This window comes from Haladaptatus sp. DYSN1, assembly GCF_029489995.1.
Taxonomy (GTDB): domain Archaea; phylum Halobacteriota; class Halobacteria; order Halobacteriales; family Halococcaceae; genus QDMS2.
Genome location: NZ_CP120470.1, coordinates 1204169 through 1216342, shown reverse-complemented (window position 1 = coordinate 1216342; position 12174 = coordinate 1204169). Strand labels below are relative to the sequence as shown.

Sequence of the window (12174 nt, the reverse complement as noted above, 5' to 3'; positions counted from 1 at the left end):
AAGCCTACCTGTGTCACCATTTATCACCGTTCGCGTGGGAGGGAGGGCATGACAGAACATGTCACCTACGACCTGGAAGACGGTGTCGCGACGATTACCCTCGCCCGACCGGAGAAGTTGAACGCACTCACGCTGGAGATGTGGGGAGCGATTGACGATTTTCTGACGCAGGCTGACGACGACGGCGCGCGGGTGGCGGTGTTGACGGGAGAGGGCCGTGCGTTCTGTGCGGGCGACGACATCGCCACGTTGCGAGACATCGAGGACACGCGGGCCGTGCGCGAACTCACGAAAATCGCGCTCGATTGCTTCGGAGCCATCGAAGGCGCCCCACTGCCCGTCGTCGGAAAGGCGAACGGGTCGGCCTACGGCGGCGGGTTCGAACTGCTGCTCGCCTGCGACCTCACCGTCGTTCCCGCCGACGCCGAGTTCGCTCTCCCCGAGGTGCAAATCGGGGCCTACCCATTCTACGGCGCGAAGCGACTCGCGCGGATGATCGGCCGCCAGCGGGCCGCTGACCTCGCGCTCGCGGGTCGGAAACTCTCCGGCGAAGAAGCGACCGACTGGGGGCTGTTCGCCCGGGCGGTTGACGCGGACGAACTGGACGACGCCGTCGCGGACATCGTGGCGAGCCTCAAGCGCGGGTCGCCGCCGGCCATCGAGACGACGAAAGCGTGGCTCAACACGAGCCTCCGGTTCGCGGGCGAAGACGACGCGATGCGAGCGGGCCTTGGCTACCTGTTTGCCGGGCCGGAGGCACAGGAGGGGGCGCGCTCGTTCCTCGAAAAACGCGACCCGGACTATGCCGAGTGAGAACAACACACATATGCGTTCGGTCGGTAGGGTGAACCCATGACGGGCATACCAAGGGCGGCCGATTTTACCTGGGAGGCGGTGTTCGACCAGTTCGACTGGGACGCCCCCCGAGAACTGAACCTCACCCACGAAGTCGTCACGCGAAACGTCGGCAAGGGCACGGCACTGACGTGGTACGGCGACGGCGGCGACGCGGTCGAGCTCACCTACGCCGACCTCGAAGCACAGAGTTCGCAGGTGGCAAACGCGCTCTCCGACCTCGGCGTCTCCCGGGGCGACCCCGTGGCGACGCTCGTCCCGCGACTACCGGAACTCTACCCGATTTTCCTCGGCATCTGGCGAGCGGGAGCGGTGTACGTCCCGCTGTTCACCGCGTTTGGCCCGGACGCCATCGCGGCACGGGCAGGCGACGCCGACGTAAACGTCATCTTCACGACCCCGGAGTACCGCGACCGCGTGGCGGCCGTCGAGGACGAGGTGGGCTTCGAGCACGTCGTCGTGGTGGACCGGGAGGGGGTGGGCGTCGCCGAGGAAGACCACGCCCACACAGACCTCCTCGCGGGCCAACCGACGAGCCACGAGACGGTGCGGACGAGCGCCGACGACGTGTCGACGCTCGAATACACCTCTGGAACGACGGGCCCTCCGAAGGGCTGTCTGCTCACCCATCGCGTGCTCGCCGCGCTCTACCCCTACCTCTGGTACGGAATGGGCCTCACCGGCGACGAGGTGTTCTGGGGCGCGGCCGACCCCGGCTGGATGTACGGCCTGCTCACCGCCGGCATCGCGCCCGTGAGCATGGGCGTCGAGAACGTGCTGTACGCGGGGGAGTTCGACCCGGCGGCCTGGTACGACGTGATGGAGCGCGCCGGCGTCACGACCCTCGCGAGCAGTCCGACGGCCTACCGCGGCCTCATGGCGGAGGACACTCTTCACGAGGACTACGACCTCGCACTCGAACGGGGGAACAGCGCGGGCGAACCGCTCAATCCGGAGGTCGTCCGGTGGTTCGACGACGAACTTTCCGTGCCCGTGTACGACCAGTACGGCGTCACGGAAGTCGGGATGGTCGTCGGCAACCAGCACGTCGCCCCCGACCGGTTCGTCCAGGGGAGCATGGGGACGCCGATTCCGGGGTTCGAGGTGCAGGTGCTCGCAGACGGAGAGCGAGCCGCGGAAGGCGAGACCGGCGAACTCGCGGTCAAACGCGGCGGCGGGACGTATTTCGACGGCTATTTGAACCGGCCGCAAGCGACCGCGAACTCCTGGACGGCAATCGACGGTGCGGAGTGGTTTCTGACCGGCGACGCGGCCACCTTCGAGGACGGCGTCTACTGGTTCGTCGGCCGGGCCGACGACGTCATCATCTCCTCGGGGTATCGTATCGGCCCGTTCGAAGTCGAGAGCACGCTCATCGAACACGAGGCCGTGGCGGAGGCAGCGGTCGTCGGCGTCCCCGACGACCAGCGCGGCGAGGTGGTCGCGGCGTTCGTCGTCCTCAGAAACGAGTTCGAGGCGACCCAACAGCTCCGCGAGGACATCGTCGGATTCGTGAAGGGGAAACTCGCCCACCACGCCTACCCGCGTCGTCTCCACATCGTAGACGACCTGCCGAAGACGTCGAGCGGGAAGATCCGACGCGTCGAGTTGCGCGACCGCGCTCGCTCCGTGTGAAGTCGCCGCCACCCTGAACGCTATAACCCCACTTCTCATCGTGTGGAACGAACCCATGAGTCAGGGAATCAGAGACCGGGCGGTCGAGATTCGACGAACCTTCCACCGATACCCAGAACCGTCGTGGCGCGAATTCCTCACGACGAGCCGACTGGTAGACGAACTCGAAGCCCTCGACGTGGACGAGCTTCACGTCGGCAGCGACGTGCTCGTCTCGGAATCGCGGATGAGCGTCCCCGAGGAAGCCGACCTCGACCACTGGTTCGAGAAAGCGCGCGAAAACGGGGCTCGCGAAGACGTTCTCGAAAAGACGAAGGGGGGTCACACAGGTGTCGTCGCGGTCGTCGAGAAAGGCGACGGCCCCGTACTCGGCCTGCGCGTGGACATCGACGCGCTCCCGCAGCCGGAATCGACCGACGAGAGCCACTACCCCGTCCAAGAGGGCTTTCGCTCCGAAAACGAGAACGCGATGCACGCCTGCGGCCACGACTCGCACATGACGATGGGCCTTGGAACCATCGAGGCCATCCAGCAGAGCGACTTTTCGGGCACGCTCAAAGTGTTCTTCCAGCCCGCAGAGGAGGTTCTCGGCGGCGGCAAGTCGATGGCAGACTCGCCGCTCATCGAGGACGTGGAGGGATTGCTCGCGGTCCACATCGGCCTCGGCCACCCGTCCGGTGAAATCGTCGCCGGGAGCGTGAAACCGCTCTCCGTCCAGAAATCGACGGTGAGGTTCACCGGCGAACCGGCCCACGCGGGCCTCGCGCCGAACGAGGGGCGCAACGTCATGCAGGCGGCCGCCGCGGCCATTCAGAACCTCTACGCGATTCCGCGCCACGCAGACGGCATGACGCGGGTGAACGTCGGCAAGGCCAAGATTGGCGAGGCGTCGAACATCATCCCCGACCACGGCGAACTGCAAATCGAGGTTCGTGCCGAGACGAACGACCTGCGAGACTACATGCAAGAAAAAGCAGAACGCACCATCCGGGCGGCCGCCGAAATGCACGACGTGGAGGTAGACATCGAGATGGTGAGCCGTGCTCCGCGCGTGGACAGCGACGAGACATCGATTGACGCGGTTGCGACCGCTGCAAAAGAGACCGACGGTGTCACTTCGGTGCTGCGCACCGGGAACTTCGGCGCGAGCGAGGACGCCACCTACCTCATGCGAGCGGTGCAGGAGAACGGCGGCGTCGCTGGCTTCCCCATCGTCGGGACGGACCACCCCGGCGGCCACCACACGGCGACGTTCGACGTGAACGAGGACGACATCTTCGTCGGCATCGACGTCCTCTCGGGGGCGCTGTTGGAACTCGAGCGCCGAGTATGACAGACAGGCTTACGTGCCAGACGACGGAGAAAGTCGTATGACACCACACATCGCGGTTCTTTCGACTGGCGGAACCATCGCGAGCACCGGCACCGACAAGGGCGCGACCCCCACGAGGGCGGGCGACGAACTGGTTGAGGCCGTCCCCGGCCTCACCGACCACGCGGACATCTCGGTCGAGGAGGTGGCCCAGATTTCGAGTTTTGCACTCGGTTTCGATACGATGGCCACCATCGTCCGGCGAGTCCGCGAACTCGCCGCAGAGGGGGTAGACGGCGTCGTCGTCACCCACGGCACGGACACGATGGAGGAGTCTGCGTACTTCGTCGACGTGGTCGCGGGCGATACGATTCCGGTCGTGTTCACGGGAGCGCAACGTCGGGGCGACGAACCCGGCGCAGACGGCCCGGCTAACCTGCTCACAGCAGTTCGCGCTGCGAGTCACGAGCGCGTCCGCGAGGCGGGCGGGGCGTACATCGCTTTCGCGGACAGTCTCTACTCCGCACGCACCGTGACGAAGGGCCACACCAGCAATCTCGATACGTTCTACGCGCCCGACGCGGGGCCGGTGGCGAACGTGCTTCGGGGCTACGTCCGCTTCTTCCGCGAACCGGGCAGCGAGTCGGTTTCGATTCCCGCGACGGACGTGACCGCCCGCGTCGAGATGGTGAAGAGCGCCGCGGGCGTCGATGGCCGGCAGATAGAACGCGCCCTCGAAGACGGCGTCTCCGGCATCGTTCTCGAAGGGATGGGCCTCGGAAATACGACGCCGGGGCTCGAAACGGCGGCAGCCGAAGCAATCGACCGGGGCGTGCCCGTCGTCGTCACCTCGCGGTGTCACGGCGGCGCGGTCAACGGCATCTATGGCAAGGAAGGCGGCGCGCGCACCCTCGAAGAACACGGCGCGATTCTGGGCGGCGACCTGCCGGCGCAGAAAGCCCGCATCACCCTGGCGCTCGCGCTGTCTGCGACCGACGACCCAGAGGAAGCGCGCGAACTCGTCGCCACTGCAGCGATGTCCGCCATCTGAAGCGTTTTCTCCCTCCTTTCCGTAGCACGGCCCATGCGTGCCATTCGATACCACGAGTACGGCGACGAGTCTGTGCTCTCGCTCGACGAGGTGCCGAAACCGAATCCGGGAGCGGGCGAAGTGCGCGTCGCCATCGAGGCGGCGAGCGTCAATCCGATCGACGCGAAACTCAGAAGCGGCCTGCTCGAACCGACGGCGGGCCTGCCCCACGTCTGCGGCGTGGATCTCGCGGGCGTCGTGGACGCGGTCGGTGCGGGCGTCACGCGCCTCGAACCCGGCGACAGGGTCTATGGAACGGGTTTCGGGTGGAAGGACGACGGGACGTACGCCGAGTACGCGGCGGTTCCGGCTGCTAGACTCGCAACCCTCCCCGATGCAGTCTCCTTCGAGACGGGCGCGGCGGCCGCGCTCGTCTGTGCGACGGCGTGGCGCGGACTCGTCACGCGAGGCGACCTGCGGGTCGGTGAAACGTGTCTCGTCCACGGCGCGTCGGGCGGCGTCGGCCACGTCGCCGTCCAGATTGCGGTCAACGCCGGGGCGACCGTCGTCGGGACGGCCCGCGGCGAGGAAGCGACCGCGTTCGTGGAGGGACTCGGCGCGACGGCCGTCGTCGACTACCGCGAGGACGACCTGGCGGATGCGGTCCGCGCGTCGCTCGCGGGCAGACCCGTGGACGTCGTGCTGGATTCGCACGCGGACAAACACATCGAAACCGACCTCGCGGCGGTCGGCCGCGGCGGCCGCGTCGTCGTCATCGGGCAGGGTGCGCGCGCGGCGCTGACCCCCGAACGAGCCCTCGCGGCAATGTTTGACGACGCCGACATTCGGTTCATGTCTATCATGGCTTCGATGGACGACCAACGACGGGTCCTTACGGCGGTTTCACCACTACTCGCAGCGGGGTCTATCGACCCCGTCATCGAGGCGGCCTACCCCCTCGCCGAGGCGGCGGACGCGATGGCACACGCGGCGTCGCCAGGAGTGTTAGGAAAAATCGTGATAGGAACAACTGAGTGATTATTGATATATGGCGCGCACCTGACCGTCAGGGTGAGAGACACGAACGCAGATTTAACTTAAACCACCGGGTATAGCCGGGTATTCTGCACGAATTATAGTCGGAGTTCAGTCGGCGATGTGTCGAACCGGTTCGACGTGCCCTCCATCTACGTATTCTAATTCTGAAACGAAATCCCAATTAATTAATTCTCTGTCTGGTGACAACGTGTACCAAACCATTATATAGCACTTCTTCAATGGATGAACACGGTGCAGTAAGGTAATGGCAATCACAGACCCAATACGTAAACTCGGTGGCGTTTTCGCTGAACTTTCGCTGAGATACGTTCCAAATCCGTACGTTCTTGTAATACTACTGACAGTCATCGCATTCGGTGGTGCAGTCGCCGTCGGGTCCACCCCGACGGAGGCCATGGATGCGTGGGTCGGCGGGGTGTGGACACTCCTCGGCTTCATGGCGGCGTTCGCCGTGACACTGATGATGGGTGACGCAATCGCGAAATCCCCAACAGTAACCAACTTTCTCGCGCGTATCGCGAAACTCCCATCGAGCCCGTTCACGGCCGTCGCGTTCGTCTCGTTCGTCGGGATGCTCGCCGGCCTCATCTCCTGGGGGCTCGGCCTCATCGTCGGCGCGGTGATGGCAAAGCAGGTCGCCTACCACGGTAAAGAGAAGGGGCTTAACCTTCACTACCCACTGCTGGCGGCCGCCGGGTACACCGCGCTCATGATCTGGCACTCCGGGCTGACCACCTCGAGTGGTCTCATCATGGCGGACCCCGCACTCATCCCACCGACCTTCGAGGCGGCACTCGCGAAGTTCCCGAACGAGAACGTCATGGAGAATGGCTTCTCGCTCGGCCGGACCCTCGGGCACCCGGTGAACTTGGTTACGGTGGCGCTCATGCTCACTGTCATCCCACCGCTCATGGGTGCACTTCACCCCAAAGATGACGATGAAATCAAGAGCCTGCCGGACAAAGTCTACCGGCAGATGTCCGGCGGACAGGCCGCGACCGACGGCGGCGTCGCAGAGGGCACGAAAACGGCCTCTGCGACGGGCATCGCAGAAGATACCTTCGCAGACAAACTCAACAACTCGAAAATTATCGGGCTCGTCATCGCGGCGTTCCCGCTCTACTACGTCATCGACGCGTGGATTATCAGCGGTGAAGGGCTCTCGAGTCTCACCCTGAACTCCATCAACGCGATGTTCATCTTCTTCGCGATGATTCTCTGGGTCACGCCAAAGCGCATCGTCCAGCAGATGGACGAATCCGTCGAGAACGTCGGCGGCATCATCTTCCAGTTCCCGTTCTACGCGGGTATCTCCGGGCTGCTCACAGGCACGGCACTGACCGCGACCATCGCGAACTTCTTCGCGAGCATCGCGACGCCGACGACGTGGCCGGTCATCGGTCTCATCAGCGCCGGTATCGTGAACGTCTTCGTTCCGTCCGGCGGCGGCCAGTGGGTCGCACAGGGACCAATCCTGCTCGACACCACGGCGCAACTGGGCATGCCACTCGAGACGGCTATCATCATCGAAATGTTCGGCGACCAGCTGACCAACATGATTCAGCCGTTCTGGGCGCTCCCACTGCTGGCACTCGCGAACCTGCGTGCCCGTGACATCATCGGGTACTCCACGGTCGCGATGGTCGGCGGCTTCATCATCATGGCCATCACGATGACGGTCCTGCTCGGCCTGCCAGCCGCGTAATCGAACTCACCCCTTTCCGGGCTTTTTCTTCACACCCACAGAGCCGCAGGCACGAGTTGCGCGAGAGACGGCAAGGTTGGGACAGTCTCACAAACCTTTAGGCCGCCCGCTGCATCGATTCTGATAATGTTCGACCCCGACGACCTGGCGCAGATTCGGGAGGAAAAGGAGACCTGGGAGGACCAACAGGTCAAACCGACGCTCGACCGTTTTGGCGAGCGCAAAGAGGACTTCACCACGGACACCGGCGGGCAATCCGTACAGCGCCTCTACACGCCAAACGACATCGCAGACCAGGACTACGACGAGGACATCGGGTTCCCGGCGCAGGAACCCTACACCCGCGGCGTCTACTCGACGATGTACCGCGGTCGCCTCTGGACGATGCGCCAGTACGCTGGTTTCTCGACCGCAGCGGCCACGAACGAACGCTTCCACTACCTGCTCGACAGCGGGTCTTCGGGGCTCTCGATGGCGTTCGACCTGCCGACGCAGATGGGCTACGACTCGGACGCGACGATGGCACAGGGCGAAGTCGGGAAGTCCGGCGTCGCCATCGACTCGCTCGCCGACATGGAGACGGTGTTCGACGGGATTCCGCTCGACGAAGTTTCGACGAGCATGACCATCAACGCCCCCGCATCCATCTTGCTCGCGATGTACATCGCCGTCGGCGACAACCAGGGCGTCGACCGCGAGAAACTGCGCGGAACCATCCAGAACGACATTCTCAAAGAGTACGTCGCGCGCAACACCTACATCTTCCCGCCGGAACCGTCGATGCGCATCATCACGGACATCTTCGAATTCTGTGCCGAGGAGGTGCCGAAGTTCAACACCATCTCCATCTCCGGGTACCACATCCGCGAGGCGGGTTCGACCGCCGCACAGGAACTTGCCTTCACCCTCGGTGACGGCATCGAGTACGTCAAAGCCGCCCTCGACGCAGGCCTCGACGTGGACGACTTCGCGCCACAGCTCTCCTTCTTTTTCAACTCGCACAACAACATCTTCGAGGAAGTCGCGAAGTTCCGCGCCGCGCGCCGCCTCTGGGCGCGCATCATGGAAGAGCGCTTCGACGCGCAGAATCCGAAATCGAAGCAACTCAAGTTCCACACGCAGACCGGTGGCTCCACGCTCACGGCCCAACAGGTCGAGAACAACGTCGTCCGCGTGGCCTACCAGGCACTCGCCGCAGTCCTCGGCGGAACCCAGAGCCTGCACACGAACGGGAAAGACGAGGCTATCTCGCTGCCGACCGAGCAGTCCGTCCAGACGGCGCTGCGCACCCAGCAGATTCTCGCCCACGAGTCGGGCGCGGCGGACACCATCGACCCGCTCGCTGGCTCCTACTACGTCGAGAGTCTGACCGACACCCTGGAAGAAGAGGCGATGAAACTCATCGAGGAAGTCGACGAGCGCGGCGGGATGCGCGAGGCCATCGAGGACCAGTGGGTCCAGCGCCAGATTCAGGACGTGGCCTTCGAGCGCCAGAAAGAGATCGAGAACGAAGAGCGCATCATCGTCGGCGTGAACAAGTATCGCGTCGAAGAGGACCCCCAGCCGGACGTCCAGGAGGTCACCGAGGAAGACGAGCGCCGCCAAATCGAAAGCTTAGACGAGGTCAAAGCCGACCGCGACGAGGAGGCCGTAGACGACGCGCTCGCGGCGCTCACGGAGGCCGCAGAAGGCGACGAGAACCTCATGCCGTACATCATCGACGCGGTGAAGGTGTACGCGACGACGGGCGAGATTTCGAACACGCTGCGCGACGTGTTCGGCGAGTACCGTCCCGGCGCGGCGCTCTAGGTTCGCCACTGTCCCTCGTTTTTATCACCTGTTCGCGCCTCGGGTGAGACATGGAATTCGACCACGCCGGCATCGCGACAGACGACGCAGACGCGCTCATCGACCTCTACGGCGACCTGTTCTCCATGCCTGCCGTCCACGAAGAGGAGTTCGGCGGCCTCCGCGTCGTCTTTCTCGACTGCGGAAACGGCTACTTCGAGTTGTTAGAGCCAATCGAGGACGGGACCGTTTCACGGTATCTCGAAAACAACGGGCCGGGTATCCACCACCTCGCGGTGGCGACCGACGACATCGAGGCCGCCCTCGACCACGCCCGCGACATGGGCATCGAACTCATCGACGAGGAATCGCGCCCCGGCGCGTGGGGTCACGACGTGGCGTTCCTCCACCCCAAATCGACAGGCGGCATCCTCATGGAGTTCGTCCAGCACTGATGGCCGCCGTGAAAGCCCTCGGCGAAATCGCGTTCCGTACGGAGTCCATAGACGAGATGGCCGACTTCTACGAGAACGTGGTCGGCCTCTCCGTCCTCGAACGCGGCGACACCGCCGTGTTCTTCTCGCTCGGCGAGTCCTACGGCGGCCACACGCAGGTGTTCGTCCTCTTCGACCGCACCGCCACGGACGAGTACGAGGGCATCGACCAGCGGTTCACGACCGTTGACCACGTCGCGTTCACCATCGACCTCTCGGATTTCGATTCCGAAGTTGCGCGACTCGAAGACGCTGGACTCGACGTGCGAACCACCACCCACGCGTGGGTGCAGTGGCGGTCGCTGTACTTCGCGGACCCGGACGGCAACTCGGTGGAGTTCGTCTGTCACGACGAGACGATTACGGGGTGACGATGTCCACCGCGATGGAGACGTTCGGCCTCGGCCTCGTGTTCGGCGTCTCCATCGCTGCGCCGGTCGGCCCAATCGGCATCCTCTGCATCCAGCGAACGCTCGAACGCGGGTTCCCGTCGGGGTTCGTTTCGGGACTGGGAGCGGCGACGGCCGACGCGCTGTACGGGGCGCTCGTCGCCTTCGGCGCGACGGTGGTCGCAGCGGTGCTTGTGACCCACGCGGCGGCACTCAGGCTCGGCGGCGGCCTCTTGCTCGTAGCCCTCGGGGTGCAGACGGCACGGAGAGCACCAGCAGCCCGGCCCGCTGGAGTTCCGACGGGGACGAGCCTTGCCCGCGACTACGCGACCACCCTCGCACTCACGCTCGGCAACCCGGCGACGATTCTCGCGTTCGCCGCCGTCGTCACGGGGTTCGGCGTCGCCGTTGGCTCGGTCGTCGAGGCGGGGGCGCTCGTCGCGGGCGTGTTCACCGGGTCCGTCGGGTGGTGGCTGTTCCTCGCGGGCGTCGTCTCACGGATTCGCGACCGGGTTACGGCACAATGGCTCAAACGGGTAAACGTCATCGCGGGCGTGGTACTCGTCGGGTTCGGCGTCGTCGCGCTCTCTGGGCTGTTCTAGCCGGACGAGTCCCACGCTTCGACCGTGGGGCGAAGCATCTCGGGGATGGTGTCGAGCGGTGGCGGCGTCTCGAACCAGCGCGCCTCGACGGCTTCGTCGTTTGGCGTCGTGAACGACCCGCCGGTCGCCACGGCGTCGAAGAAGACGCCGAAGGTGAGAATCGCGTCGTCGCGATTCTCGGTCGTGTAGTAAAAGCGGTGTGGAAGACAGACGTCGGTCACCTCACACGCGATGCCCGTCTCCTCGCGCACCTCGCGGACGGCGCAGCCTTCGAGCGAATCGTCCTCGGGTTCGAACCCGCCGCCAGGATACGTCCAGTCGCGCGGCGCACCCCGGTCGCGCAACATGAGCAGGCGGTCCTGGTCGTCGGTCACTCGCGCGCCCGCCGCCCGGACGAACCCATCGTCTGCGTACTCCCAGAAGTCGGCGAAGCGGCCGGCGGGAATCGGCACCTCCTCTTCGTACACGTCAGGAAGGTCGCCGTAGTCCGCGCGCAGTCGCTCACAGAGACGCGTGGCTTCGCGCTCGGCGTTGGGAGTCTGGGACACACCGGAAGATGTGTGCCTTCCGATAAAACGGTTGTTGCCGTCTCAGCCGAAGTTCTCGACCTTGGCCGTTTCCGGGTCTGCACCGGCCTCCTGGAGCGCAGTCGTCGCGGCGTCCAGGAAGTCTGCGAATCCGTAGATGAACAGTTGTTCATCGCCGGTGAGCACCGAGGCGACGGCGTCGGTCATGTCCTCGTCGTCTGTGAGGATGTGGACCGCGGCCCCCTTCTCGGTGAGCGCGGCGAGGCGGTCCTCGTGGACCGGTGCGTCGTCCTGGTAGACGAGTCCGGCTTCGCCGCCCTCGGCGACGGCGCGCTCTGCGATGCCGATTGCGGCACCGACGCCGGGGCCGCCCGCGAGGATGACGACGCGCGATTCGCCTTCGTAGTAGTCGTTGCCGAACGGGCCGGCAATCTGGACGACGTCGCCCGCTTCGAGCGCCTCCAGGTGCGGGGCAACGTCGCCTTCTGGGTCGATGCCCACCGTAATTTCGAAGGTGTCGGCCACGCTGGGAGAAGAGAGGGTGTAAAAGCGAGAGACGGGTTCGCCCTCGACTTCGAGGGTGAGTTTGACGAACTGGCCGGGTTCGGCGCTGAAGCCTTCGGGCGTTTCTAAGTCCAGTGCGACCGTGTCTGGGCCGACGCGACGGTTCGCCGCGACGGTCACTTCACGTGGTTCCATACCCCACACTTGTGGGCTATCGCCAAATGCGCTTTCGTTCCCAGTTTACTGACTGATTCAGAAGCCTTTTGCACTGCTA

General features: G+C 64.8%; 12 protein-coding genes. 10 read left to right on the top strand and 2 right to left on the bottom strand.

The window, feature by feature from the left end:
- Window positions 1–48: 48 nt before the first annotated feature.
- From P0648_RS06515 to P0648_RS06470, 10 genes are all read left to right on the top strand, one after another.
- Window positions 49–813, top strand: coding sequence for an enoyl-CoA hydratase/isomerase family protein (locus P0648_RS06515; protein WP_277505693.1), 765 nt, complete (start codon window positions 49–51; stop codon window positions 811–813).
- A 39-nt stretch (window positions 814–852) separates the two neighbouring features.
- On the top strand, window positions 853–2490 hold the full coding sequence (locus P0648_RS06510) for an acyl-CoA synthetase (protein ID WP_277505692.1): 1638 nt from the start codon (window positions 853–855) through the stop codon (window positions 2488–2490).
- 55 nt (window positions 2491–2545) lie between these two features.
- Window positions 2546–3823 carry an amidohydrolase gene (locus tag P0648_RS06505; RefSeq protein ID WP_276248078.1) on the top strand — a complete coding sequence of 426 codons (1278 nt, stop codon included), beginning with the start codon at window positions 2546–2548 and terminating at the stop codon, window positions 3821–3823.
- A gap of 37 nt (window positions 3824–3860) precedes the next feature.
- Window positions 3861–4853, top strand: coding sequence for an asparaginase (locus tag P0648_RS06500; RefSeq protein WP_276274436.1), 993 nt, complete (start codon window positions 3861–3863; stop codon window positions 4851–4853).
- A gap of 33 nt (window positions 4854–4886) precedes the next feature.
- The gene (locus tag P0648_RS06495; protein WP_277505691.1) at window positions 4887–5870 is read left to right on the top strand and encodes an NADPH:quinone reductase; all 984 of its coding nucleotides are present in this window, start codon (window positions 4887–4889) and stop codon (window positions 5868–5870) included.
- Window positions 5871–6135: 265 nt separating this feature from the next.
- Window positions 6136–7596, top strand: coding sequence for a TIGR00366 family protein (locus P0648_RS06490; RefSeq protein WP_277505690.1), 1461 nt, complete (start codon window positions 6136–6138; stop codon window positions 7594–7596).
- Between the two features lie 126 nt (window positions 7597–7722).
- The gene (locus tag P0648_RS06485; protein ID WP_276248082.1) at window positions 7723–9405 is read left to right on the top strand and encodes a methylmalonyl-CoA mutase; all 1683 of its coding nucleotides are present in this window, start codon (window positions 7723–7725) and stop codon (window positions 9403–9405) included.
- A 50-nt stretch (window positions 9406–9455) separates the two neighbouring features.
- Window positions 9456–9839 (top strand): methylmalonyl-CoA epimerase, encoded by a 384-nt coding sequence (gene mce, locus P0648_RS06480; RefSeq protein ID WP_277505689.1) that lies wholly within the window; start codon window positions 9456–9458, stop codon window positions 9837–9839.
- Window positions 9839–10249 (top strand): VOC family protein, encoded by a 411-nt coding sequence (locus P0648_RS06475; RefSeq protein ID WP_276248084.1) that lies wholly within the window; start codon window positions 9839–9841, stop codon window positions 10247–10249. The genes mce and P0648_RS06475 overlap by 1 nt, the downstream gene beginning before the upstream one ends.
- Window positions 10250–10251: 2 nt before the next feature.
- Window positions 10252–10869, top strand: coding sequence for a LysE family translocator (locus P0648_RS06470; protein WP_276248429.1), 618 nt, complete (start codon window positions 10252–10254; stop codon window positions 10867–10869).
- Here P0648_RS06470 and P0648_RS06465 read toward each other — a convergent pair.
- Together P0648_RS06465 and P0648_RS06460 are read right to left on the bottom strand one after the other, a co-directional pair.
- A complete protein-coding gene (locus P0648_RS06465; protein WP_277505688.1) occupies window positions 10866–11417 on the bottom strand; it encodes an NUDIX hydrolase in 552 nt (183 codons plus the stop codon). The genes P0648_RS06470 and P0648_RS06465 overlap by 4 nt on opposite strands.
- A 42-nt stretch (window positions 11418–11459) precedes the next feature.
- Entirely contained in the window at window positions 11460–12095 is a 636-nt protein-coding gene (locus tag P0648_RS06460; protein WP_276248086.1) for an FAD-dependent oxidoreductase, read from the bottom strand.
- Between the last annotated feature and the right edge of the window lie 79 nt (window positions 12096–12174).